Raw genomic sequence first — 25,054 nt, 5'->3', positions numbered from 1 at the left:
AGGACCAAGTGAGCATTCCGAATGTGTTGGCCGCCCGGTACGCCAGTGCCGAGATGGTCGCGATCTGGTCGCCGGAGGCCAAGATCGTCGCGGAGCGGCGGCTGTGGCTCGCGGTGCTGCGCGCGCAGGCGGAGCTCGGCGTTGCGGTGCCCCCCGAAGCGATCGCCGACTACGAGCGGGTGCTCGAGGACGTCGACCTGGCGTCGATCGCGGACCGCGAACGCGTCCTGCGCCATGACGTCAAGGCCCGCATCGAGGAATTCAATGCGCTGGCCGGTCACGAGCATGTGCACAAAGGCATGACCAGCCGCGACCTGACCGAAAACGTGGAGCAGCTGCAGATCCGGCGTTCGCTGGAGCTGGTCTTCGCGCACGGCGTGGCGGTTGCGGCGCGGCTCACCGAGCGGGCGCTGGCCTATCGCGACCTGGTGATGGCCGGACGCAGCCACAATGTCGCCGCACAGGCCACCACGCTCGGCAAGAGATTCGCCTCGGCGGCCCAGGAGACGATGATCGCGTTGACGAGGCTGCGCGAGCTGATCGACCGCTATCCACTGCGCGGCATCAAGGGGCCGATGGGCACGTCGCAGGACATGCTCGATCTGCTGGACGGCGACACGGGCAAGCTCGCCGAACTCGAGCGGCGCATCGCCCAATTCCTAGGTTTCGCAACGGTTTTGAATAGCGTCGGGCAGGTGTATCCGAGATCGCTGGATCACGACGTGATTTCGGCGCTGGTGCAGTTGGGCGCGGGACCGTCCTCGATGGCGCACACCATCCGTTTGATGGCCGGACACGAGTTGGTCACCGAGGGATTCGCGCCCGGACAGGTCGGTTCCTCGGCGATGCCGCACAAGATGAACACCCGCAGCTGCGAACGGGTCAACGGCCTGCAGGTGGTGTTGCGCGGCTACGCCTCGATGGCCGCCGAACTGGCGGGTGCCCAGTGGAACGAGGGTGACGTCTTCTGCTCGGTGGTGCGCCGGGTCGCGTTGCCGGACAGTTTCTTTGCCATCGATGGCCAGATCGAGACCTTCTTGACGGTGCTCGACGAGTTCGGCGCCTACCCGGCGGTGATCGGTCGCGAGCTGGACCGCTACCTGCCGTTCCTGGCCACCACCAAGGTATTGATCGCCGCGGTGCGCTCCGGCATGGGCCGCGAGGCCGCACATCACGTGATCCGCGAACACGCGGTGGCCACGGCGCTGGCAATGCGGGAACGTGGGGCCGAACCCGATCTGCTGGATCGCCTCGCCGCCGACGAGCGGCTCCCGCTGGACCGGGCGGCGCTGGACGCCGCGCTGGCGGACAAGAAGGCGTTCACGGGCGCCGCCGGTGACCAGGTGGACGAGGTGGCGGCGCTGGTGGATGCGCTGGTGAGCCGCTATCCGGACGCCGCCAAGTACTCCCCGGGTGCGATCCTGTGACTCTGGCCGGCGCGCTGTCGGAGATCGATTTCACCGATCTCGACAACTTCGCCGACGGGTTTCCGCACGACCTGTTCGCCGTCCATCGGCGGGAGGTGCCGGTGTACTGGCACCCGCCGACCGACAACACCCCGGACGGCGAGGGCTTCTGGTCGGTCGCTACCTACGCGGAAACCCTTGAGGTTCTGAAGGATCCGGTGACGTACTCGTCGGTCACCGGCGGCGAACGGCCGTATGGCGGCACCTTGTTACAGGATCTGGCGATCGCCGGGCAGGTGCTCAACATGATGGACGACCCGCGGCATTCCCAGATCCGGCGCCTGGTCAGCTCTGGGCTGACGCCGCGGATGATCCGTCTGGTGGAAGACGATCTGCGCGCCAGGGCGCGCCGGCTGCTGGACGCGGTGGTGCCGGGCGAGCCGTTCGATTTCCTGGTCGACATCGCCGCCGAGCTGCCGATGCAGATGATCTGCATCCTGCTGGGAGTGCCGGAATCCGAACGGCATTGGTTGTTCGAGGCGATCGAGCCGCAGTTCGATTTCGGTGGTTCGCGAAAGGCGTCCCTGTCGCAACTCTCGGTCGAGGAAGCCGGATCGCGCATGTATGACTACGGTCAACAGCTGATCGCGGCCAAGCGTGACGATCCCACCGACGACATGCTGTCGGTCGTCGCGAACGCGATGCTCGACGACGCCGACGGGCACGACGCGTCGGCCCTTTCCGACCTCGAGCTGTACCTGTTTTTCAGCCTGTTGTTCAGCGCCGGCGCGGAGACCACGCGCAACGCGGTCGCGGGCGGACTGCTGGCGCTGGCCGACCATCCGTCGCAACTACATTCCCTGCGTGAGGATCTCGCTGCGCTGCCCACTGCCGTGGAGGAGATGGTGCGGTGGACCTCCCCCTCGCCCTCGAAGCGGCGCACCGCCACCCGCGACGTCACGCTCGGCGGCCAGCAGATCGAGGCCGGACAGAAGATACAGATCTGGGAGGGCTCGGCGAATCGCGACGCCAGCGTGTTCGGCAACGCCGACGAATTCGATATCACCCGGAAGCCCAATCCGCACCTGGGATTCGGTCAGGGTGTGCACTATTGCCTGGGCGCCAACCTGGCTCGGCTGGAACTGCGGGTCCTATTCGAGGAGTTGCTCTCCCGGTTCGGTGCGGTGGCGGTGGTCCGGCCTGTCGAATGGGCCCGCAGCAATCGGCATACCGGCATCCGGCACCTCGTCGTGGAGCTTCGCGAAGACCAGTGACGATCCGATTGGCCGATATCGAGCCCACACCCGATGTGTTCGCTGCGGTGATGGCAACCGGAATCTTGTCGATTGGCGCGAAAAACCATGGCTACCGGTTGATCAGCGACACGATGGGTGTCATCGCCACGCTCGGGCTGCTGGCGCTGGTCGCCCTGGTCGTCGCGAAGGCCTGCGCCACCGAACAGAAGCTGCGCTGGAACCTGACGGATCCCGACGTCACGCTGCGGATGATCACATTCGTCGCCGCCTGCGCTGTGATCGACACGCGCCTGTCGTCCAACGTGTGGGTGGCGCGGGTCCTCGGCGCCGTCGGGCTGCTTTCCTGGCTGGTGCTGATCGTGCTCAGCGCGCGAAACATGTTGGCACAGCGCTGGTCCGTGCTGCGCGACCACGTCCACGGCGCATGGCAGCTGGGCAGCGTGGGAACATCGGGTTTGGCGATCGTGATCGCCCGGGCGGCCCGTCATACCGGCCACCACTGGTGGCTCGCGGTGGCCGTGGTCGCATGGGTGGCGGCGCTGTGCATATACGGCCTGATGACTTGGCTGACTCTCTGGCGCGTGGTCAACGAACGACAGCACCGCGACGGCTTCGAACCCGATACCTGGATCCTGATGGGCGGCATGGCGATTGCGACGCTGGCCGGCGACAACATCCATACCGTGGCGCCCGGCTGGCTGGCCGGTCCGGTGCGTGCGGTCACCGTCGTGACCTGGGTGACGGCCACGCTGTGGATTCCGCCGCTGATCTATTTCGTCCTGCACCGCATCAGGCGGCATCCCAACATGTTGCAATTCGCCGGTGTCTGGTGGGCGTTCGTGTTCCCGCTGGGCATGTATTCGGCGGCGAGTTTCGCCATGGCGATCGAGCTCGGTGAGCGGTGGCTGCTCACCGTCTCCCTGGTGTTCTTCTGGGATGCGTTGGCCGCCTGGCTCATTGTGGTCGTCGCCGGGCTGCTGCTCTTCTCGCGGGCGCTGCTGTCAAGCCCGGCGGATCGCGATACCCGCCGAGCGTAGTTCGAGCGCGACCAGGGCCCCGATGGTGACCGGGTCCTCGCGACGCCATCCACCGACCGGGTCCGCGCTGACGGCGATCAACTTCCGCGGCGGTCGGGTGGTCAGCGCGCGCAGCGCCAGCAACTGCGCACCGGCCGGGGTGGCGGCCAACGCGGTCACCGACAGCTTGCGCCGAAAGAATCGAAGCCGCAGAAACACCCACGGGATCACCGCGACGAGGATCGGGAGCGCCACGACCGCCATCGCCAGCAGCACCGCGAGCCAGCTCGCCGCGGTGTCCAGATCGTGGCCCGCGCCCGCGATGTCCAGCGCGGCCTGGCTGGCGGAGTTGAGCGGTTTGCTGACGGTGTCGCCCACCACCGGGATGTGCTGGGCGCCGTGGCCGGCGGACGCGAGGTTGCCGGCGATGCCGTGCGCGCCGCTCTCGACCTGGCGGCCGGCGTCGGCGATGGTCGCGATGGCGTCGTAAACCGCCAGGCCGACGAGGAGCCAGAGCGCCGTCCACACGACGACAGCGAAATCGCTGAACAGCTGGGCGGCCAGTCGGCCGGGCCTGGTGGAGTAGGGCAGAAACCGCGATGTCATAGCCCCGATCCCAGCACAAGCCGCGTTGTCAGGTGCCCGATAGGCTGACCGGATGCCTGCACTGTCCGACTACCAGCATCTGGCCAGCGGCAAGGTCCGTGAGCTGTATCGCGTCGACGACGAACACCTCCTGCTGGTCGCCACCGACCGCATCTCGGCGTACGACTTCGTCCTGGACAGCACCATCCCGGACAAGGGCCGCATCCTCACCGCGATGAGCGCTTTCTTCTTCGGTCTCGTTGATGCCCCCAACCATCTGGCCGGACCGCCGGACGACCCGCGCATCCCCGACGAGGTGCTGGGGAGGGCGTTGGTGGTGCGGCAGCTGGAGATGCTTCCGGTCGAATGCGTCGCGCGCGGTTACCTGACCGGCTCGGGGCTGCTGGACTACCAGGCCACCGGCAAGGTCTGCGGCATCACTTTGCCCCTGGGACTGGTCGAGGCCAGCCGGTTCACCGAACCGTTGTTCACGCCGGCGACCAAAGCCGCCCTGGGGGACCACGACGAAAACGTCTCGTTTGCCCGGGTGATCGAGATGGTGGGCGCGGTGCGCGCCAACCAGCTGCGCGACCGCACGTTGCAGATTTACGTGCAGGCCGCCGACCATGCGCTGCGGAAAGGAATCATCATCGCGGACACCAAGTTCGAATTCGGCACCGATCGCGACGGCAACCTGCTGCTCGCCGACGAGGTATTCACCCCGGATTCCTCACGGTATTGGCCGGCCGCCGAGTATCAGGTCGGCGTGGTCCAGAACAGCTTCGACAAGCAATTCGTCCGCAACTGGCTCACCAGCCCCGAGTCCGGCTGGGACCGCCACGGCACGCAACCCCCGCCGCCGCTCCCGCACGACATCATCGAGGCGACCCGCGACCGCTATATCGATGCCTACGAACGCATTTCCGGGCTGCGCTTCGATGACTGGATCGGTCCCGCCGCATGACCGCATCGCAGGGCGCCGGGCCCGTGCCGCCGGTCGCCAAGCGGGTGGACAGCCGGCGTGAACATCATGGTGACGTCTTCATCGATCCCTACGAGTGGCTGCGCGAAAAGACCAACCCCGACGTCGTCGCCTACCTCGAGGCCGAGAACGACTACGTCGACCAGATGACCGCCCAGCTCGAACCGTTGCGGCAGCAGATCTTTGACGAAATCAAGGCGCGCACCAAGGAAACCGATCTGTCGGTCCCGACGCGGCAGGGCCGGTGGTGGTACTACGCCCGCACCTTCGAAGGAAAGCAGTACCGCGTCCAGTGCCGTTGTACGGTAAGCGATCCCGATGACTGGGACCCGCCGACGTTGGACGAGAACACCGACATCGCGGGCGAGCAGATCCTACTCGATTCCAATGCCGAAGCCGAGGGCCACGAATTCTTCGCCCTGGGCGCAGCGACCGTCAGCCTCGACGGAAACCTGCTGGCGTATTCGGTCGACACCCTCGGCGACGAACGTTATACATTGCGGTTCAAGGACTTGCGCACCGGCGAACTGTTCCCCGATGAGATCGCCGACATTGGTGCCGGCGCGACGTGGGCCGCCGACAACCGCACCGTGTACTACCTGACGCTGGACGACGCCCACCGCCCCGACAAGGTGTGGCGCTATCGGGTCGGCTCGGGCGAAGAGTCGGAGCTGGTGTATCACGAAGCGGACGAAAAGTATTGGCTTGGTGTGGGGCTCACCCGCAGCGAGGCCTACGTCTTCATCGCCTCGGGGTCCTCGATCACCTCCGAGTATCGCTATGCCGACGCCGCCGATCCGCAGGCGCAGTTCACCGTCGTGCTACCCCGCCGTGACGGCGTGGAGTACGCGGTCGAGCACGCGGTCGTCGGCGGGCAGGACCGGTTCCTGATACTGCACAACGACGGCGCGGTCAACTTCACCCTGACCGAGGCGCCGGTCAGCGATCCCACCCAGCAGCGCACGCTCATCCCGCACCGCGACGACGTCCGCCTCGACGGGGTGGACGCCTTCGCCGGCCACCTCGTGGTCAGCTATCGGCGTGAGGCGCTGCCCCGGTTGCAGCTGTGGGGCATCAACCCGGACGGGACATATGCACGGCCCGAAGAGGTTTCGTTCGACTCCGAGCTGATGTCGGCCGGCCTGGCCGGCAACCCGAATTGGGATGCGCCCAAGCTGCGGATCCGGGCGGGGTCTCTCGTCATCCCGGCGCGGGTCTACGACATCGACCTCGCCACCGGCGAACGCACCCTGCTGCGCGAGCAGCCCGTGCTCGGCGATTACCGGCCGGAAGATTACATCGAACGGCGCGACTGGGCGGTCGCCGACGACGGCGCCCGGATCCCGGTGTCGATCGTGCATCGTGCGGACACCGAATTCCCAGCGCCCGCACTGGTTTACGGCTACGGCGCCTACGAGATCTGCACCGACCCGAGCTTTTCCATCGCCCGGTTGTCGCTCTTGGATCGAGGAATGGTGTTCGCGATCGCCCACGTCCGCGGCGGCGGCGAGATGGGTCGGCTGTGGTACGAGCACGGCAAGCTCTTGGAGAAGAAAAACACCTTCACCGACTTCGTCGCCGTGGCACGGCATTTGGTGGACTCCGGAACTACCCGCCCGGCCAATCTGGTGGCGCTGGGGGGCAGCGCCGGCGGCCTGTTGATGGGCGCGGTGGCCAACCTGGCGCCGGAACTCTTTGCCGGCATCCTCGCGCAGGTGCCGTTCGTCGACCCGCTGACCACCATCTTGGATCCCTCGTTGCCGCTGACCGTGACCGAGTGGGACGAATGGGGAAACCCCTTGGCGGACAAGGATGTTTACGAATACATGAGGTCCTATTCCCCGTATGAGAACGTGGAGGCCAAGCGGTATCCGGCGATCCTGGCGATGACGTCGCTCAACGACACGCGGGTCTACTACGTCGAACCCGCGAAATGGGTTGCCGCGCTGCGGCACGTCAACGCGGACGGCAACCCGGTTTTGTTGAAGACCCAAATGAACGCCGGGCACGGCGGCGTCAGCGGCCGCTACAAAGGGTGGGAGGAAGCCGCCTTCCAGTATGCGTGGCTCTTAGCCACCGCCGGCGGCGACCGTCGGCCCGAGCGCTAATCGTCGACGGGCGGTGCCGCCAGCTTCCTGGGCAGGAAGGAGGCCGGGATGACGGTGAACGCCACCAACACGACCGCCAGCACGAACACCGTCGTGTAGGCGTGCGCCAAGTGGTGCGACACATGGCTGGCCAGATCGGGCGTCGCCTGTCCCGGAAGGGCCGACGGGTCGACGCCCCGCTTGCCGGCGCCCGGGCGCACCCCGGCCATCTCGTTCGCCGCCATCAAAGCTTCGTTGCGATTGAACTGATTGGTCAGGATCACCGCCATGAGCGCGGCCCCGATCGACCCGCCCACCTGTTGGTTCACGCTGATCAACGTCGTCCCGCGGGCCACTTGGCGCGGGGTCAGCGACTGCATGAGTGCCGCGGAAAGCGGCGTGGTGGTCAAGCCGGCACCCAGGCCCATGATCGCGAGCCCGGTCACCAAGACCGGCGAGTACTCGGCCTGAGTGGCCACGCCGTAGGTGAAGACGCCAAGACCGGCGGCCATCAGGGGCAGGCCGATCAGCACGATGTTGCCGGGACCGTGCTTGTCCATGAAGGCCCCGCCGATCGGCATGGTCAATACGGCGCCGATCCCGATCGGCAGCATGTGCAGCCCCGACTGCATCGGCGTCTCGTGGCTGACGATCTGGAAGTAACTCGGGACCAGCAGGCCGACGCCGACCGAGGCGGCCCCGAACACCAGCATCGTCACGTTGACCTGGGTGACCACGGGGTTGCGGAACAGCCGCAGGTCGACCAGCGGGTGATCGGTGCGATGCCACGCGTGCACGACGAACGCGCCGATCAATGCCAGGCCGAGCAGCGCCGGGCCCAGCACGTACGGGTCGGTTACGGTGTGCCGACCCGGGATGGAGCACACCCCGCACAGGAAGATCGCCACGCCGGGGGACAGCAACAGCGCGCCGGTGATGTCGAGGGCCTCCGACGGGGCCGAGCGATCCTTCGCGAACATGATCGCCGCCAGCGCGAACGCGGTCAGTCCGATCGGCAGGTTGATCAGGAAGATCCACTTCCAGCCGTAGGCACCGATCAACCAACCACCCAGGATGGGCCCGCCGATGGGGCCCAGCAGGATCGGAATTCCCCCCACCGCCATGAGGCGGCCGACCCGCTTGGGTCCGGCCTCACGCGTCAAGATTACGAAGCTGAGCGGCAACAGCATGCCGCCGCCTACCCCTTGCGCCACCCGAAACAAAATGAGCAGCAATATGTTTGGTGCCACGGCGCACAGCAACGAACCCAACGTGAAGATCAGGACCGACCCCATGAACAGCCGTTTGGTGCCGAACCGATCCGCGGCCCATCCGGTGATCGGGATCACGGTCGCGAACGCGAGCATATAGCCGGCGATGGTCCACGACACGATGGCCTGGGTGGACCCGAACTGATCGATGAAGGTGCGTTGCGCGACGGCGACGACGGTGCTGTCCAGGACGGCCATGATGCAGGCCAGGCCGCAGACGCCGGCGATCCGGAACAGCGCGGCGTCGAGTTTGTCCGGGTACTCGTCCGGATGCCGCGATGGTCCCGGCGCGACCGGCAACGGGACAGTGGAAGATGCGGAACGGGTGTTCTCCATGGCGCCGCTGAGCATATCTATACGACTAGCCACCCTGAGGGGTTTTTACTCGTATTCGCCGCTGGTCCCACGCGTGTAATTCGTGCTGCGCAGTAGCGGGCGGACGCGCGTTTAAAGCGATAAATCGGCTTGCCAGCGCCGACCAGGTGCGATTGCGTTATTCGCCGGCCGTTTCGCTTGCCGGCATTTTCGGCAGAAAGGACGCCGGAATTGCCGTGCAAACCACCAGTATGACGGCAATCACGAATACCGCGGTATACGCGTGCGAAAGATCGTGCACCACATTTGCCCAAAAGCCCGGCACAAGCGCTTGCCGGGGTATTGCGGATTGGTCGATGGGCACCCCGTCGGCGGCCGCTCTCTGATGCAGGGCAGCAAGCTTGTTTGCCGCGACGATATTTTGGCTCCGGTTGAACTGATTCGTCAGGATCATCGACATCAGCGCGGTTCCCATCGAGCCGCCCACTTGGTGGCTGACGCTCATCAAAGTGGTTCCCCGGGCGATTTGATGCGGGGCCAGCGCCTGCACCGAGGCGACGGACAGGGGCATCATGGTGCAGCCCATGCCCAGGCCCGTGACCGCGAGCGCCACCAGCAGCACAGGTACATAGTGGGCCTGTCTGGCCACCCCGAGCGCGAAAGCTCCCAGGCCGGCCGTGATCAGCGCAATGCCGACCAGCACGATCTTGCCCGGCCCCTGGCGGTCCACCAGCGGTCCGGTCAGCCGCATGGTGAGCATGGCGCCGAGCCCCTGGGGGATCATGTGCACGCCCGCCTGCATGGGCGTCTGGTGCAGCACCTGCTGGAAGTAGCTGGGGAGCAGCAGGCCGGCGCCGAAAAAGGCGGTTGCGAAGACCAGCATCGTCACGTTGGCGTGGGTCAGCACCGGATTGCGGAACAACCGCAGATCTATCAGGGGATGATCGACGCGACGCCAGGCGTGCGCGACGAACCCCGCGATCAATGCCAGTCCGATCGTCGCCGGGATCAGCACATGCCGGTCGGCCACGGTGGCGCGGCCCGGGACGGACGACACCGCGAACAGGAACGTGGCCAGGCCGGGGGAGAGCAGCAGCACGCCGACGGCGTCGAAGGTTTCCGACCGGGCCGGATGATCCCGGGGGAATACGACCGCCGCGAGAAGAATGGTGAGCAGTCCGATCGGCACGTTGATCAGGAAGATCCACCGCCAGCTCGACGTGTCGATCAGCCAACCGCCCAGGATCGGCCCGCCGATCGGGGCGAGCAGCATCGGGATGCTCAGGATCGACATCAGGCGGCCGAGCCTCGCGGGCCCGGCCTCCCGGGTCAAAATCATGAACCCCAACGGCAGCAGCATGCCGCCGCCGATACCCTGGACAACCCGAAAGATGATGAGCTGCAGGATGTTTGCAGCAACCGCGCACAGCAGTGAGCCCAGCATGAAAGCCAGCACCGAGGCCATGAAGAGCCGCTTGGTGCCGAACCGGTCGGCCGCCCACCCGGTTATCGGGATCACGGTCGCCAAGGCGAGCGTGTAGCCCGTCATCGTCCACGCCACGACCGCGCCTGAGAGGACGAGAACAGGTCGATAAAGGTGCGCTGCGCGACGCTGACCACCGTGACATCCAGGATCGCCATGACCGTGGCCAAGATGCACACACCGGAGATCCGCAGCAGCGCGGCGTCCAACTTGTCGGGATATTCCCGTTCGTCGGCACCCGGCTGCCCCGCGGGGGCATGGGGCAGCGGCGCTTTGGCCGCTGCGTAGGAGGCCTCGTCCATGGCGTTGCTTAGCATATCGAAGAGATCGCGTCCGCCGACGCCCGCGGCCGTTTGCTGGACCGACCCGATGGCCCTCGCCGAAAACAGTTATCGCGCTGGTATGAGCGCATATACGCCTGCTGTCTGCGTGTCCTTCACCATTCCGACACTTGCGGTCGGCAAACTGCTGGTGTGTCTGGAAAATTGATCGTCTCGCTCTCGGGGATCGGGGAACGCACCCTGCCCGACGTGGAGGCGTTCTGCGCGCAGATGGACGCCCGCAAGGTGCCGGTGTCGCTGCTCGTGGCTCCGCGTCTGGCCGGGGACTACCGGCTCGATCGCGACCCGAAAACCGTTGACTGGCTGACCGCCCGCCGCGCCGGTGGCGACGCGCTCGTGCTGCACGGCTACGACGATGCCCTCACCAGGAAGCGTCGCGGTGAATTCGCGATCTTGCGGGCGCATGAGGCCAACCTGCGATTGATGGCCGCCGACCGGGTCCTCGAGCACCTCGGGTTGCGTACCCGGTTGTTCGCGGCGCCCGGCTGCGTGGTCTCGCCGGGCGTCGTCAAGGCGTTGCCGGGGAACGGATTTCGCATGCTGGCCGATCTGCATGGGATCACCGATCTGGTGCGGCACACCACCGTGCGCGCGCGGGTTCTCGGCATCGGCGAGGGCGTTCTTGCCGAGCCGTGGTGGTGTCGCACGGTCGTACTGTCCGCCGAGCGGATCGCCCGGCGCAACGGTGTGGTGCGGGTGGCAGTCGCCGCGCGTCACCTCCGCAAACCCGGGCCGCTGCAGGCGATGCTGGACGCCGTCGACCTGGCGTTGATGCACGACTGCACACCGACGGTGTACCGCTGGCGCCACGACAAGGCCGTGCTCGACGCCGCCTGACGAATCGCCTGATTGACCGGCTGTCCGGGCACTACCCTGGACCGACATGAGCGATTCTTCGGTTGCGGGGTTCGGCGCTGATGCCATCGTCGTCGGGGCCGGGCTGTCCGGCCTGGTCGCCGCCTGCGAACTGGTGGATCGCGGCTTGCGGGTGCTGGTCCTCGACCAGGAGAACAGCGCCAACCTGGGCGGGCAGGCGTTCTGGTCCTTCGGCGGCCTGTTCTTCGTCGACAGTCCCGAGCAGCGCCGGTTGGGTATTCGCGACAGCCACGAGCTCGCGCTGCAGGACTGGCTCGGCACTGCGGCGTTTGATCGGGACGAGGACTACTGGCCGCGCCAATGGGCGCATGCCTACGTCGATTTCGCGGCGGGGGAGAAACGCGCCTGGCTGCGGTCCCGGGGGCTCAAGCTTTTCCCGTTGGTGGGCTGGGCCGAGCGCGGTGGGTATGACGCGCAGGGGCACGGCAATTCGGTTCCCCGCTTCCACATCACCTGGGGGACCGGGCCCGCGCTGGTCGAGATCTTCGTCCGTCAATTGCGGGATCGCTCCACGGTGCGCTTCGCGCACCGCCATCAGGTCGACGAGTTGATCGTCGAGGGTGGCGCGGTGAGGGGCGTCCGGGGGACGGTGCTGGAGTCCTCGGCCGCGCCGCGCGGAGTCGCTTCGTCACGTAAAGCGGCCGGGCACTTCGAGTTCCGTGCCGCCGCGGTGATCGTGACAAGCGGCGGCATCGGCGGCAACCATGAGCTGGTGCGCAAAAATTGGCCGAAGCGAATGGGCCGCGTGCCCGAGCAATTGCTCAGCGGCGTGCCGGCCCACGTCGACGGCAGGATGATCGGTATCACGCAAAAGGCCGGCGCACGGGTGATCAATCCGGACCGGATGTGGCACTACACCGAGGGCATAACCAACTACGATCCGATCTGGCCGCTGCACGGGATTCGCATCATCCCGGGCCCGTCGTCGCTGTGGCTGGACGCGAACGGCAAACGGTTGCCGGTTCCCCTTTACCCCGGTTTCGACACCCTGGGCACCTTGGAGTACATCACCAAGTCCGGATTCGATTACACCTGGTTTGTGTTGAACGCCAAGATTATTGAGAAGGAGTTTGCGCTCTCCGGGCAGGAGCAGAATCCCGATCTGACCGGACAGAGCGTGCGCGAGCTGGTGCGGAACCGGGCGCGCTCCGGGCCGCCGGGACCGGTGCAGGCGTTCGTCGATCGGGGCGTGGACTTTGTCAGTGCGGATTCGTTGCGCGAGTTGGTGACCGCGATGAACAAACTGCCCGACGTGCAACCGCTGGACTACGCCACGGTGGAGGCCGAGGTCACCGCGCGGGACCGGGAGGTGGCCAACAGGTTCAGCAAGGACGGCCAGATCACCGCGATCCGCGCTGCCCGCGGCTATTTGGGCGACCGGCTGGGCCGGGTCGTGGCGCCGCACCGGTTGACCGATCCGAAGGCCGGGCCATTGATCGCGGTCAAGTTGCACATCTTGACGCGAAAGACATTGGGCGGCATCGAAACCGATCTTGCCGCACGGGTGTTGACCTCCGACGGCACGCCGCTGACCGGGCTGTATGCTGCCGGCGAGGCGGCCGGGTTCGGTGGGGGCGGCGTGCATGGGTATCGCGCGCTGGAGGGCACGTTCCTGGGCGGCTGCATCTTCTCGGGCCGGGCCGCGGGTCGCGGCGCCGCCGACGACATCACCTGACCCGCCATTTGGCGCGAGCAGACGCAAAATCGCACGGTTCGAGGTGAGATTGTGCGATTTTGTGTCTGCTCGCGGTCAGAAGGTGACGGCGTCCTCTTCGGGCAGCACCTGGAAGTCGGTGCTGGTCATCTCGGTGAGTCGGCCGTAGTAGATGCCGCGCGCATCCGGGGCGATGATGCCCTGGTGAATGGGGACGGCACGCGCCGGCGCCACCGCGCGCAGGTAGTCGACCGCTTCGGATACCTTCATCCACGGGGCCGCCGCCGGGGTGGCCAACACGTCCACCGGCTCGTCGGGCACGAAGAGTGCGTCGCCGGGATGCATCAGCCGGGCACGATGCTCGGCATCGCCGACCAGAAACGAAATGTTCTCGATCACAGGGATTTCCGGATGGATGACGGCGTGCTTTCCGCCCACGGCCCGAACGGTCAGCTCACCGATCTGCAGCTCGTCGCCGACATGTACCTCGCGGCAGGGCGCGCCGAGTTGCGCCGTGGTCTGCGGGTCGGCATACAGCGCGGCGTCCGGGTTACCCTCGAGCAGTGCCGGCAGCCGTTTCCCGTCGATGTGGTCGGGGTGCTGATGAGTGATCAAGATGGCGGTTAAGCCGGTGATTCCCTCGAAACCGTGGGCGAAGGTACCGGGATCAAACAGCACGCGTGTCTGGTCGAACTCGGCGAGTAGGCACGAATGACCGAAATGCGTCAGTTGCATATCTACGATTGTGCCTTGATGGACAAGCTGCCGCTGCGCGTGATCCTGGCCACGATCCTGGCCGCCGGCAGCTTCGCGGTTGCCCTGATCGTCGTCGCCCCTGCGCACGGCGAGCCCGAGACGTGCCCCGGCATCTGCGACCGGATTCCGAACACCGCGTGGATCGATCAGCACGCCGTGCCCCTGGATGCGGTGTATCACTGGCCTGCGCTCGCCGCTCAGGCGGTGCAAACGACCGGCTCGGCGCCGGGCCCCCGCTTCCGGTTCGAGGAGTTGTGCGCCACGCCGGCGACCCCCCGGGACCCGCGCGACTCGGCGGTTTCGGCCCGCTCGACGGTGCAGCATCCGGACGGCCAGTGGCAGCTGCAGGCCCAGATCCTGCATTGGCGCGGGGACACGGCCCGGGGTGGTGCGATCGCGGCCGACGCGTTCCGTAGCGCCGTCGCCGCGCTGCGGAGCTGCCAGCAGCGCGCGCCGCTGCAATCGCCGTCGCTGACCAGCGACGAAACCAACCGCATGGCCGCCGTGATCAGCGGCCCGGTGGTGATGCACACCTACCTTTTCGCGCACCCGGCCAGCAGCACGATCAGCGAGGTCACCCTCTGGTCCTCGGCGCCGCCGCAGGCACCCTGGCCGGCGATGGCCGACGACCCGGTGCTGGGCGCCATGAGCGCGCCGCTGTGCGAGGCCTACATTGCTTCGTGCCCGTGACGGCGAGCTGCGGTTTCGCCGGTACAGTTGGCGGCGAAACGCCAACTGAGGAGGAGCGCCGGTGGCCCGGGTGATCGTGAGCGTGATGCCCAAAGCGGAGATTCTGGACCCGCAGGGTCAGGCGATTGTCGGCGCGCTGGGTCGCCTCGGCCACCCGGGGATATCAGATGTTCGGCAGGGCAAGAGGTTTGAGCTCGAAGTGGACGACAGCGTGGACGACTCGGCGCTGGCCGAGATCGCCGAATCGCTGTTGGCGAACACCGTGATCGAGGACTGGACGATCAGCCGGGAGACGCCGTGACCGCACGCATCGGGATCATCACGTTTCCCGGGACGCTCGACGACGTGGACGCCGCCCGCGCGGCTCGGCGCGTCGGCGCGGAGCCGGTCAGCCTGTGGCACGCCGACGCCGACCTGAAAAGCGTCGACGCCGTGGTGGTGCCGGGCGGTTTCTCCTACGGCGACTACCTGCGGGCCGGCGCGATCGCCCGGTTCGCGCCGGTGATGACCGAAGTGGTGGACGCCGCGCGGCGCGGCATGCCGGTATTGGGAATCTGCAACGGTTTTCAGGTGCTCTGCGAGGCCGGCCTGCTGCCCGGCGCGCTGACCCGCAACGCGGGTTTGCACTTCATCTGCCGCGACGTGTGGCTGCGGGTGGCGTCGACGTCGACGGCGTGGACGTCGCGTTTCGAACCGGACGCCGATCTACTGGTTCCCCTGAAGTCCGGCGAGGGCCGCTATGTGGCGCCCACCGAGGTGCTCGACGAGCTCGAGGGTGAGGGACGGGTGGTGTTCCGCTACCACGAGAACGCCAACGGTTCGCAACACGACATCGCCGGCGTCAGCTCCGCCGACGGTCGTGTGGTGGGCCTGATGCCGCACCCCGAGCATGCGATCGAGGCACTGACCGGGCCCTCCGACGACGGCCTGGGCCTGTTTTATTCGGTGCTCGACGGCGTGCTCGCCGGCTGATCGGAAACGCCTGCGGCGTCGCGTAATTCGTCGAATGCCGCACTGATGGCATCCGTCGCTTCATGCGGGTCGTCGAACGTCTGGTCGTCGGTGAGCACGGCGACGCCGAGGCGGTCGACGTAGCTCCACACGGTGATGTTGACCGGGGCGCCGGGCGAGAGCACGCCCGTGGAATAGATCTCGCTGACGGCCGCGCCGCCGAAATGGCCGCGTTCGCGCGGCCCGACCACGCTCGATACGGCGACGTTCATCAGCTTGTTGGGCATGTCGCGCAGACCCAGCCACCGAAATGCGGCCGGGGCAACGGCCGTCGGCAGGTAGGCCATCATTTTCCCGTACAGCTGCGGACCGAGGATCTCGTGGTCTTCCTTGGCGATTCGGGTAGCCACCGAGATCAGCTGGGCTCGTTCGATGGGGTTGTCGACATGCACCGGCAGCGAAATCATCAGCCCGCTGATCTCGTTGCCGGTGATCCGGTCCGACTTGTCGGTGGCCGTCGGCACCGACGCGATGATCGGGCGGTCGGCCGCACCGTCATAGGCCAACAAGAGCGTCCTCAGCCCGCCCGCCGCCGTCGCCAGCACCAGATCGTTCATGGTGATGCCCAACGCTTTTGCCGTCGCTTTGGCCTGCGGCAACGGTAGCGACGTGCTGGCGAACCACCGCCGGGGCGAGACGACATGGTTGAGGAACGTCGGCGGCGCATCAAACGCCTCGGCCAGGTCGGGGTGATCCCCGCGCTCGCGGGAGCGGCGCCGCACCCGCATCAGCCCGACGGCCGCGTCTTTGAGCAGCCGTGGCAGTTGCGCGATTTGGCGGACGTGGTCGCGCGCGGCCGCGCGCAGCAGATCGGCATCCGAAGCCGTGACGCCGGCTTCGTCGTTGTCGCGCTCGTCGGTGAGCCCGTCCCGCAGATCCATCGCGCGCGCCAGCAGGTTGACCGAGGCGACGCCGTCGGCCAACGCGTGGTGCACCTTGCCGATCAAGGCGAACCGGCCGTCGGAAAGTCCCTCGGCGAAATGAAACTCCCACAGCGGCCGACTGCGGTCCAGGGGTGTGGAGGCCACCTCGCCGATGACTCGATCGAGCTCTCGCCGCCCGCCCGGCGCGGGCACCCGGACGCGACGCAGATGGTAGTCCAGGTCGACCTCGCAGTTTTCCTGCCACATCGGGTGATGCAGATGCCATGGGATGTCAACGAGCTTGTAGCGCAACGGTTCCAGTAGATGAAGCCGTCGGCGCACGTGGTGGCGGAACTCGTCGAACCCGAACTCACCGCCACAGTCGGCCGGGTCGATGACCGCCACCTTCAGCGTATGCGTGTGCAGGTTGGGCGTCTCGCTGTAGAGCAGCATGGCATCCATGCCGTTGAGTCTTTTCACACGTCACCTCGCCCTGCCGACGCGTCCAGGCCAACAACTATGCCGCACGGCGCCGGCGGTCGGCGTCGATTGGCGGTCATCTTCTCGACGCAACCGGGCCCGGCCGCGGTGCGGGCATCGTCAGCCCAGGATCGGAAACCGGCGCTGCCCGGCCAATCGCTTCAGCGCGGCCTCCATGACGGCGCGGACGTGGGCATCGACCTCGTCGATGTCGGGGTCGTCACCGAAACGCGCGACGACGTCGATCGGCTCGAGCACCTCGGTGACGATCTTTGCCGGCAGTGGCAGATTCGGCGGGAAGATCACGCTCAGCCCGAACGGGAACCCGACGCTGATCGGCAGGATGTCCATCCGGGCCTTCGTTAGCCCCAGCTTGCGGGCCAGCCAATTGCCCCGGGTCAAGAACAGCTGGGTCTCCTGGGCGCCGATCGACACGGTCGGCACGATCGGCACCCCAGCCTCGATCGCGGTCCGCACGTAGCCGGTGCGCCCGTTGAAGTCGACGGCGTTGGCGCTGAAAGTCGGCCGGTACGAGTCGTAGTCGCCGCCGGGAAACACCAGCACGACCGCGCCGCAATGCAGGGCGGCCGCGGCGTTTTCGCGGCTGGCTTCGATCACTCCGAGGCGACGCAGCCATCCGTCCAACGGCCCTAGGAACAGCCCGTAATGACCGAGCGTGTAGACCGGGCGGTCGTAGCCGAACTTGTTGTAGAAGGCCGGGGAAAAGATCAACACGTCCGGTGTCAGCATGCCGCCGGAGTGGTTGGAGACCACCAGGGCCCCACCCGACGACGGGACGTTGTCGATGTTTCGCACCTCGGCCCGGTAGTACCGTTTGATCGCCGGCCCGAGCGCATTCGTGACCTGTTCGGTGAAGGCCGGATCCCATTTGGCGGTCTCGTGATCGTCCGCCGTGTCCGCACCGCTACCCGTCATGGCTCCCCGCTGTCGTGATCGTGCCATTTGCTATTGGTTGCCTGTGTGACGCCGGTCTCAAACCTCAGGCCATGGACGACATATGGTACTCTCCGTTTAAGAGAATGCCATATTCGTTTGCTGGGGGCAAACCGGCAGTGGGGGATCATGTCCGAGAAGGTTCTTGTCACCGGGGGTTTCGGGCTCGTCGGCGCACAGACGGTGCGCCGGCTGGTCGGCGACGGCCACCGGGTCGTCGCGACGGATCTGGGCACCCCCGCCCAGCGCAAAGCTGCGCGGAGGCTGCCCGCCGGTGCCGAGGCGCACTGGGCCGATCTGACCGACCCGGGCCACGTTGACCGCCTGCTCGGCGCCACCTCGCCCACGGCCATCGTCCACCTGGCCGCGGTGATCCCGCCGGTGATCTACCGCAACCCCGCCGTCGGGCGCCGCGTCAACGTCGATGCGACCCTGACGCTGCTGCGCGCCGCGCAGGCTCGGCCGCATCCGGTGCGTTTCATCCAGGCGTCGAGCAATGCCGTGTACGGGGCGCGCAACCCGCACCGCAACGCCGAACTGTTGCGCGCCGACTCGCCGATGAACCCGGCTGATCTCTATGGCGCACACAAAGCCGAGGCGGAACAGCACATCCGATCCTCGGAACTCGAATGGGTCATCCTGCGACTCGGCGGGGTGATCAGCGTCGAACCCGACGCCATGCCGTTCAGCGTCGATGCACTGTTTTTCGAAAGTGCCCTGCCGGCCGACGGGCGCATCCACACCGTCGATGTGCGCGATGTCGCCCGCGCGTTCGCCGCGGCGGTCACGGCCGACGTCGCCGGTGAGACCCTGCTGATCGCCGGCGACGAGTCGCACCGGATCAGGCAGGGCGAGGTCGGCAAGGCGCTGGCCGCGGCCCGCGGTCTCGTCGACGTCTTGCCCGGGGGGCGCCCCGGTGATCCCGACAGCGACGAGAACTGGTTCGTCACCGACTGGATGGATACCGCTCGCGCCCAACAAGTTCTGCAATTCCAGCACCACTCGTGGCCGGACATGCTCGACGAGATGCGCACCACCGCGGGCTGGCGGCGCTACCCGATGCGGATGATCTCGCCGCTGGCGCGGCGGTTTCTCAAAACCCGTGCGGCATATCGGGATACGCCCGGACGCTACGCCGATCCCTGGGGCGCCATCCGGGCCAGGCTGGGTGAGCCGCGCCCCGATACCCCAGGCGTCCCGTAGGCGTAGGCCGCGCGGGGCGTCAGCCGGCGTGGCGCAGCAACGGACGCTCCGCGGACGGCGAGTCCACGGCGGGGCTCAGCTCGTCGAAGAGCGCGGTGGCATCCGCGATCGTCAGGTCGACGAAGGACGCGAAATCGGCAAAGGAGACTTCGCCTCGGATCCATTGCGACTTGCGGGCCACCACACCGATGCGTTGCGGATCGGACGAGCCGTGCACGATCGCGGTGACTTGGCGGTCCTGGCGGTTCCACTTGTCGGTGAAGTACGTCAGCCAGGGGCGGTCGGCGGCCGGAAAGTAGCACCCGGGTGTGACCCGAATGATCAGCACGTCGTCGTGCGCGGGCGAGATTTCGAAATGAACGTGCAGCCGTCGCGGAGCGCCGGTGACGAAAAAGTATTCGCCATCGTGGTGCCCGCGAAAATACCGCCGCCCGCGGGTGCGCAAATAGCGTTCGACAAGGTTCGCGCAGATCTGCTCGTTCGTCATAGACATATGGTGTCGCCGATGACTTTGCGGAGGCTTGGAGCAAAGCGATGTGGCACCGAAGAATCTGTTGAGAATTCGCTGAGTGACGGGCACCGGGCCCTCTATAAAGGCCCGTCCAACGGGTATAGCGCGGGCAGATTGATCACGATCGCTTCCTGGGTGCTGCGGGCGATCACGACCTCGGCGGTGGTGGTGGGGTCGGGGTTTTCTTCCCGGTGCGGCAGATACGGCGGAATGAAGACGTAGTCGCCGGGTGCGGTTGCGATGCGGACCTCGCCGACGCCGTCGTGAAAGACGAACTCCGGGTTGCCGCTTCGTACATAGATCGCGGTCTCCGAGTCACCGTGGTGATGGTTGTCCGAAGCGGATCTCGGCGACGCGTGGGTCTCGCCCATCCAAAGCTTTTCCGCGCCCACCGACCCGCCGGATAGCGCGACAAAGCGCCGCAGGCCGTCGGACTGCGCGGTGTCCGAGCTGATCTCCGACGCCTTGATGTGGCGCACCCGGTTGCGGGCGACCGGCGTTGCCGTGTCGTCGAAGTCGGGATGGAATCCGTCGGAGGTGGCCATGGGTCAATTATCGTCCGGGGCATCCCGATACGCTTCGAGCAATCTGAGCCACAGCTCGCTGATCGTCGGGAAGCATGGCACGGCGTGCCACAAGCGGTCGACGGGCACTTGGCCGGCGACGGCGATGGTGGCCGAGTGCAACATCTCGGTCACGCCCGGGCCGACCATGGTGACGCCCAGCAGGTGTCCGCTCTCTTGGTCGACCACCATGCGGGCGCGGCCGGTATAACCGTCGGCGTAGAGCTTTGCCCCCATCACCTCGTCCCCGATTTCGATGTCGACGGCCCGGACTCGGTAGCCGGCGTCCTCGGCTTGTCGAGTTGTCAGTCCGACCGCGGCGGCTTCGGGGTCGGTGAAAAAAGCTTGCGGCACCGCGTGGTGATCGGCCGTTGTCGCGTGCGCGCCCCACGGGGCGGTGTCCAACGCCTTTCCGGTTGCGCGGGCTCCGATCGCCGCACCGGCGATGCGGCCCTGATACTTGCCTTGATGCGTGAGCAGGGCGCGGTGGTTGACGTCGCCGGCGGCGTAGAGCCAGCCGTCCTCGACCGCGCGCACCAGGCAGGTGTCGTCCACCTCGAGCCAGCTGCCGGGCTCCAATCCCACTGTCTCCAACCCGATATCGTCGGTCAGCGGCGCTCGACCGGTGGCGAACAGCACCTCATTCACCGTCAGCTCGCCGCCGTCGTCCAAGTCCAGGACCACGCTGGTGTCGTCCGGACGCCGCAGCGCGCGGACTGATATACCCAGCCGAACATCGACGCCTGCGCCAACGAGCCCACGGCCGATCAGCTCGCCCACGAAGGGCTCCATGCGGGGTAACAGCCCCGATCCCCGCGACAGGAGGGTCACTTGGGATCCCAATCCCCGCCACGCCGTGGCCATTTCGACGCCCACACCGCCGGCACCCACGATGGCCAGCCGCTCCGGGACTTCGCTGCTGTCGGTGGCGCGCCGGTTGGTCCAGGGGTTGGCCTCGGCCATCCCGGGAAGGTCGGGCAGCGCGGGACGGCTTCCCGTGCACACGACCACCGCGTGCCGCGCGGTCAGGGCGACACGCTCGTCGTCGCCGGTGGTGACGACGACTCGGCGGGCGCCATCCAACCGTCCGTGACCGCGTACCAACGTCGCGCCGATTCCGCTTACCCAGTCGGCTTGGCCGCTGTCATCCCAGTCGGTGACATAGCGGTTGCGGCGGCCGAACACAGTCTCGGCGTTGAGGGAACCGGTGACCGCTTCCCTAGCGCCGTCGACGCGGCGGGTATCGGCGAGGGCAAGGACGGGACGCAGCAACGCTTTACTGGGAACGCACGCCCAGTAGGAACATTCGCCCCCGACGAGCTCGCGCTCGACGAGCGCGACGCGCAGGCCCGCGGCGCGCGCGCGTTCGGCGGCGTTTTGTCCGATCGGCCCGGCGCCGAGCACGATGACGTCGAAGTCTCGTTCGCTAGCTATTGCCACCGTCGGCGTTCCTTTCGGCTGGGGATAGGCGCTGGGCCAGCTCGCGCAGATCGGCGGCGATGATGTTGGGCTGTGGCAGGCCGCTGACCGGTAACGGCGCGTTGCCGCGCCGGGTGATCAGAGCCCCACTGAACCCGACGCTCTGCGCGCCGAGGGTGTCCCACACATGCGCGGCCACCATCATGCAATCGCCGGGGATCACTTGGAGCTCCTCGCACGCGTACCGATACACAGCGGGCGACGGCTTGAAGGCGGCGCGTGCCTCGACGCTGAGCTGGCGTTCGAAAAAGCCGGCCAGCCCCGAATTCTGCAGCGCCGTCGGGCCATCCGGATTCGGTGGGGAGTTTGTCAGCGTGGCCAGGCGAAAACCGTTATCGCGCAGGGCGGTAAGGCCCTCGGCGACGTCGGGGTGTGCCGGCATGGTGAGCAGCCCCGTCTTGAGGCGATCTAGGTGGTCATCGGTGACGTCCACTCCGCGGATATTTCCCAACATGCGCAGCACCCCCTGAGCGAGCACGGGGAACGGCACGTACTTGTCGGCCAGCGTGATGGTCATCGAGTACTGAATGAGCTGACCGAACCACTCGCGCAGCACGCCTTCGTCACCGAAGAGTTCACCGAAAAGCGGTGCCAGAGAACCGATATCGAGCAGCGTCTCGTTGACGTCGAAGACGACCACGGTGGGTTTCGTCATGCTAGCCCTCAACCTTCTTGGCGTTGGGGACATCGGGCCGCAAATAGCCCGCCAGGCACAGGCAAATCAGGACCATTCCGACTGCCGGCCACCACAGTGCGACGACGGACGCCGCCGCGAACACACCGATCGTGATGAACGACCTCATATGTAAGAGTCGGCGCATTCGCGCAGTGAGGCCCTCATGGGCGGGCCGATCGACCACTTCCTGACACAACGCCAAGTAGGTGACGTTGACGAGCACGAACACCGAGGCATACAAAGCCACCGGTGCTGAGGCCAGCCTGCTGTCGGCGATCCACTCCGTGGTGATCGGAATCAGCGACACCGAGAACAAGTGCGCGAAGTTCGACCACACCAACCGCGGCGTCGCCACTTCTGCATAGCCGAACAAGTGGTGGTGGTTCACCCAAACGATCGCGATGAACACGTAGCTGACCACATAGCTCAGGCCGGTGGGCCATTCCGGCAATAAAGCGTTGAAGGCGTAGGACTTCGGTGGCTTGAGCTCCAGGACGAGGATCGTGATGAGGACCGCGAACACTCCGTCGGAGAATGCGCCCACTCGTTCTGGACTCGTTTTCTGCGCGGCCACGACGCCTCCTCAACCCGGCTGGCGGTTTCGTTGCTGCGCTGCTTGGGCCGGGTTCTTCCCCAACACCTCGTCGGTGTTCAGCCAGCGGTCGACACCGTGCGGTATGACGGTCTGGCCGGGTTCCAGCCGGAGTTGCTTGCCGTCGAGCTGCACATCGATCTTGTCCGGTTCGAACGACACCAGGTTGCGAACGCGTGACACCTCGGTCCACGCATCGACGTAAGACCACGCCGCATGCTGGTGGCCGCCGATATCGTAGTACGAGCATATGCCTTTGTAGGGGCAAAAGGTCTGAATATCAACGGGTTTGAGGGCGGACTCGTCGATGTCGTCGCGCACCACGTACCATCTGGGCGCGAAGCCGGATTCATACAGTGCCAGGGGCCGATGTGTGTCGGCGACCACGCGGCCACCATCGCGGACGACCAGATGCCGTGTCGTGGAACGGATGTCGATGCGGTGATAGGCGTCGGCCGCGTGCCCGACGATGCGTTCCTCTTCTTCGTAGAAGGCGTCCATGGCGCGCCAGGCAAAGGCCACCCGGCCCCGCAGGGCCGTCGCGTGCGCGGGCAGTGCGGTATGTTCCCAGGCGCTGTGGGCGGCCTCGCGACCCGATGCCCTGACCGTGAACCACTGGGTGGCGCCGAAGTCGCGGTGTTGCGTCACCCGATCCTCGGCGGTCAACGTTCCCGCTTCGATGTCACCGGATGGAAAGTAGGCCACCGGGTAGCGGCCCGGCTCGTGCAACAGCAGCACGTCCTCGCTGTCGGCGATCCACCGGTCGGCGAAGAGGACCCGCATGCGGCGGCGCAATGGTTCGGCGAAGAGCAGCCGTGACGGCATCGGCTGTTCGGTGAGGAAGTGCCCAATGGACCCGGTCGCCAGCGGGCCCTGCTGCCATGCCAGTCCCATGCGAACACCTACCTTTCCCGAACCCCTGCGTACCAACGCGTTTCAGGGGCGCCTCAGTCCATGACGACGACCATCTTGCCGCCGGCTTCTCCGGCCTCCATCACCCGGTGCGCCTCGTGAATCTGGTCGAAGGAGAAGACCCGTGACGGTTTGGCTTCCAACGTGCCGTCGGCGACCTGTCGGGCGATGTCTCCAAGCGGCACGTCGGACAGCGGAAAGCCCGGCGTGCCAAACACGAAGCTGCCAAAGAAGTTCCAGTTCACACCGGATGCCATGCGCAGCAGCGGATTGAAATCCCCGATCGGGTCGAGCCCGCCCAGCCACCCGGCCAGGCAGGCCGTGCCGCCGCGGCGCAGCATGTCCAGGGAGTCGAGGATGGTGCTGTTGCCGACGAGATCGAGGACGGCGTCAACCCGGCCGCTCTCGGGAAGGTGGGCTGCCAGGTCGCGCCGCTCCAGCTCGACACGCGAGGCGCCGAGTTGCTCGAGCATTTCGAAGCGGCCCTTGCTGCGCGTGGTGGCGATGACTCGCGCGCCGGCGGCCACCGCCATCTTGAGTGCGGCCTGGCCGAGGGACGACGTGGCGCCGCGTAGCACCAGCGTCTGCCCGCCCCCGAGGTCCAGGTTGCGGAAGAGGCATGTCCAGGCCACCGCGTAGGTTTCGGGCAACGCCGCCAACGCCGCCCACGGCAAATCGGATTCGATGAGGGCAACGTTTGCCGCGCGCACGCGTGTGTATTGCGCATAGCTGCCATTGATGGTTCGGCCGAGACCACCCATGAGCGCGGCTACCTTGGCGCCAACCGGGAATTCACCGCCCGGGCACGAGTCGACGATGCCGACGCATTCGATGCCGCTCACCTCCGCGGCCTCGGCCCACTCGCCCCGACGCATGTGCAGCTCGGCGTGGTTGATCCCGAACCCTTTGACTTCGATCACCACGTCGCCGTCCTTGGGCAGCGGCTTGGGGATCTCGTCGTAGACCAGGCTGTCGAGCCCGCCGAATCCCGTCAGGATGATCGCCCGCATGGTCTCCCCGCCCGGCTGTTCGCGCACGACCGCCGGTGCGGTGGGCAGCTGAGGCGGGTCGGGGACGGGCATGTCTGCCTCT

The 25,054-nt window shown here is 66.7% G+C and carries 23 protein-coding genes and 1 pseudogene; 11 read left to right on the top strand and 13 right to left on the bottom strand.

The genetic code is table 11. The features are described from left to right. Nucleotides 1-8: 8 nt before the first annotated feature. From purB to ACZ50Z_RS17330, 3 genes are read left to right on the top strand one after another with little or no spacing between them, the layout of a single operon-like run. Entirely contained in the window at nt 9-1,427 is a 1,419-nt protein-coding gene (gene purB / locus ACZ50Z_RS17340) for an adenylosuccinate lyase (RefSeq protein WP_464484641.1), read from the top strand. After that, nucleotides 1,424-2,680: a cytochrome P450 gene (locus ACZ50Z_RS17335; RefSeq protein WP_464484640.1), complete on the top strand. Its 1,257-nt coding sequence runs from the start codon at nt 1,424-1,426 to the stop codon at nt 2,678-2,680. Before purB ends, ACZ50Z_RS17335 begins: the two co-directional genes overlap by 4 nt. Beyond that, entirely contained in the window at nt 2,677-3,699 is a 1,023-nt protein-coding gene (locus ACZ50Z_RS17330; protein WP_464484639.1) for a tellurite resistance/C4-dicarboxylate transporter family protein, read from the top strand. The genes ACZ50Z_RS17335 and ACZ50Z_RS17330 overlap by 4 nt, the downstream gene beginning before the upstream one ends. On the opposite strand, the gene ACZ50Z_RS17325 is transcribed toward ACZ50Z_RS17330, so the two are convergent. Further along, nucleotides 3,664-4,284 (bottom strand): hypothetical protein, encoded by a 621-nt coding sequence (locus tag ACZ50Z_RS17325; protein WP_464484638.1) that lies wholly within the window; start codon nt 4,282-4,284, stop codon nt 3,664-3,666. The genes ACZ50Z_RS17330 and ACZ50Z_RS17325 overlap by 36 nt on opposite strands. 52 nt (nt 4,285-4,336) lie before the next feature. Between ACZ50Z_RS17325 and ACZ50Z_RS17320 the strand changes: the two genes are divergently transcribed. Continuing rightward, on the top strand, nt 4,337-5,227 hold the full coding sequence (locus ACZ50Z_RS17320; protein ID WP_464484637.1) for a phosphoribosylaminoimidazolesuccinocarboxamide synthase: 891 nt from the start codon (nt 4,337-4,339) through the stop codon (nt 5,225-5,227). Next, nucleotides 5,224-7,353, top strand: coding sequence for a S9 family peptidase (locus tag ACZ50Z_RS17315; RefSeq protein ID WP_464484636.1), 2,130 nt, complete (start codon nt 5,224-5,226; stop codon nt 7,351-7,353). The genes ACZ50Z_RS17320 and ACZ50Z_RS17315 overlap by 4 nt, the downstream gene beginning before the upstream one ends. On the opposite strand, the gene ACZ50Z_RS17310 is transcribed toward ACZ50Z_RS17315, so the two are convergent. Together ACZ50Z_RS17310 and ACZ50Z_RS17305 are read right to left on the bottom strand one after the other, a co-directional pair. Next, complete coding sequence (locus ACZ50Z_RS17310; protein WP_464484635.1) at nt 7,350-8,954, bottom strand: DHA2 family efflux MFS transporter permease subunit; 1,605 nt, start codon at nt 8,952-8,954, stop codon at nt 7,350-7,352. The two genes, ACZ50Z_RS17315 and ACZ50Z_RS17310, sit on opposite strands and share 4 nt — an antisense overlap. A 142-nt stretch (nt 8,955-9,096) precedes the next feature. Then, a pseudogene (locus ACZ50Z_RS17305) lies at nt 9,097-10,718 on the bottom strand (DHA2 family efflux MFS transporter permease subunit). 156 nt (nt 10,719-10,874) lie between these two features. On the opposite strand from ACZ50Z_RS17305, the gene ACZ50Z_RS17300 reads away from it, so the two are divergent. Together ACZ50Z_RS17300 and ACZ50Z_RS17295 are read left to right on the top strand one after the other, a co-directional pair. Next, on the top strand, nt 10,875-11,579 hold the full coding sequence (locus tag ACZ50Z_RS17300; protein WP_464484634.1) for a DUF2334 domain-containing protein: 705 nt from the start codon (nt 10,875-10,877) through the stop codon (nt 11,577-11,579). Nucleotides 11,580-11,625: 46 nt separating this feature from the next. After that, nucleotides 11,626-13,293, top strand: a complete 1,668-nt coding sequence (locus ACZ50Z_RS17295; protein WP_464484633.1) for an FAD-binding dehydrogenase — start codon at nt 11,626-11,628, stop codon at nt 13,291-13,293. A 75-nt stretch (nt 13,294-13,368) separates the two neighbouring features. Here ACZ50Z_RS17295 and ACZ50Z_RS17290 read toward each other — a convergent pair whose 3' ends face one another. Beyond that, nucleotides 13,369-14,007 (bottom strand): MBL fold metallo-hydrolase, encoded by a 639-nt coding sequence (locus tag ACZ50Z_RS17290; RefSeq protein WP_464484632.1) that lies wholly within the window; start codon nt 14,005-14,007, stop codon nt 13,369-13,371. Between ACZ50Z_RS17290 and ACZ50Z_RS17285 the strand changes: the two genes are divergently transcribed. The 3 genes from ACZ50Z_RS17285 to purQ all read left to right on the top strand — a co-directional run bounded on the left by ACZ50Z_RS17285 (nt 13,984) and on the right by purQ (nt 15,690). Continuing rightward, a complete protein-coding gene (locus ACZ50Z_RS17285) occupies nt 13,984-14,718 on the top strand; it encodes an ATPase (protein ID WP_464484631.1) in 735 nt (244 codons plus the stop codon). The genes ACZ50Z_RS17290 and ACZ50Z_RS17285 overlap by 24 nt on opposite strands. A gap of 61 nt (nt 14,719-14,779) precedes the next feature. Further along, complete coding sequence (gene purS / locus ACZ50Z_RS17280; protein ID WP_067174746.1) at nt 14,780-15,019, top strand: phosphoribosylformylglycinamidine synthase subunit PurS; 240 nt, start codon at nt 14,780-14,782, stop codon at nt 15,017-15,019. Then, complete coding sequence (purQ, locus tag ACZ50Z_RS17275; protein ID WP_464484630.1) at nt 15,016-15,690, top strand: phosphoribosylformylglycinamidine synthase subunit PurQ; 675 nt, start codon at nt 15,016-15,018, stop codon at nt 15,688-15,690. Before purS ends, purQ begins: the two co-directional genes overlap by 4 nt. On the opposite strand, the gene ACZ50Z_RS17270 is transcribed toward purQ, so the two are convergent. Next, on the bottom strand, nt 15,657-17,072 hold the full coding sequence (locus ACZ50Z_RS17270; protein WP_464484629.1) for a WS/DGAT/MGAT family O-acyltransferase: 1,416 nt from the start codon (nt 17,070-17,072) through the stop codon (nt 15,657-15,659). The two genes, purQ and ACZ50Z_RS17270, sit on opposite strands and share 34 nt — an antisense overlap. A gap of 120 nt (nt 17,073-17,192) precedes the next feature. Further along, entirely contained in the window at nt 17,193-18,008 is an 816-nt protein-coding gene (locus ACZ50Z_RS17265) for a lysophospholipid acyltransferase family protein (protein WP_464484628.1), read from the bottom strand. 147 nt (nt 18,009-18,155) lie between these two features. Between ACZ50Z_RS17265 and ACZ50Z_RS17260 the strand changes: the two genes are divergently transcribed. Then, on the top strand, nt 18,156-19,229 hold the full coding sequence (locus ACZ50Z_RS17260; protein WP_464484627.1) for an NAD-dependent epimerase/dehydratase family protein: 1,074 nt from the start codon (nt 18,156-18,158) through the stop codon (nt 19,227-19,229). Between the two features lie 19 nt (nt 19,230-19,248). On the opposite strand, the gene ACZ50Z_RS17255 is transcribed toward ACZ50Z_RS17260, so the two are convergent. The 7 genes from ACZ50Z_RS17255 to ACZ50Z_RS17225 form a co-directional block, all read right to left on the bottom strand. Then, nucleotides 19,249-19,716 carry a YbjN domain-containing protein gene (locus tag ACZ50Z_RS17255; protein ID WP_464484626.1) on the bottom strand — a complete coding sequence of 156 codons (468 nt, stop codon included), beginning with the start codon at nt 19,714-19,716 and terminating at the stop codon, nt 19,249-19,251. 101 nt (nt 19,717-19,817) lie between these two features. After that, nucleotides 19,818-20,285, bottom strand: coding sequence for a cupin domain-containing protein (locus tag ACZ50Z_RS17250; protein ID WP_464484625.1), 468 nt, complete (start codon nt 20,283-20,285; stop codon nt 19,818-19,820). Between the two features lie 3 nt (nt 20,286-20,288). Continuing rightward, the gene (locus tag ACZ50Z_RS17245) at nt 20,289-21,743 is read right to left on the bottom strand and encodes a dihydrolipoyl dehydrogenase family protein (protein ID WP_464484624.1); all 1,455 of its coding nucleotides are present in this window, start codon (nt 21,741-21,743) and stop codon (nt 20,289-20,291) included. After that, nucleotides 21,730-22,437: a haloacid dehalogenase type II gene (locus ACZ50Z_RS17240; protein ID WP_464484623.1), complete on the bottom strand. Its 708-nt coding sequence runs from the start codon at nt 22,435-22,437 to the stop codon at nt 21,730-21,732. Before ACZ50Z_RS17240 ends, ACZ50Z_RS17245 begins: the two co-directional genes overlap by 14 nt. A 1-nt stretch (nt 22,438) precedes the next feature. Continuing rightward, nucleotides 22,439-23,002 carry a TMEM175 family protein gene (locus ACZ50Z_RS17235; protein WP_464486288.1) on the bottom strand — a complete coding sequence of 188 codons (564 nt, stop codon included), beginning with the start codon at nt 23,000-23,002 and terminating at the stop codon, nt 22,439-22,441. 39 nt (nt 23,003-23,041) lie between these two features. Then, complete coding sequence (locus ACZ50Z_RS17230) at nt 23,042-23,944, bottom strand: DUF427 domain-containing protein (RefSeq protein WP_464484622.1); 903 nt, start codon at nt 23,942-23,944, stop codon at nt 23,042-23,044. A 53-nt stretch (nt 23,945-23,997) separates the two neighbouring features. After that, nucleotides 23,998-25,044 carry a zinc-binding dehydrogenase gene (locus ACZ50Z_RS17225; protein ID WP_464484621.1) on the bottom strand — a complete coding sequence of 349 codons (1,047 nt, stop codon included), beginning with the start codon at nt 25,042-25,044 and terminating at the stop codon, nt 23,998-24,000. Between the last annotated feature and the right edge of the window lie 10 nt (nt 25,045-25,054).

It is taken from the genome of Mycobacterium sp. NTMscope_MAC_269, assembly GCF_976985695.1.
This window is presented reverse-complemented; position numbering and strand designations above follow the sequence as displayed.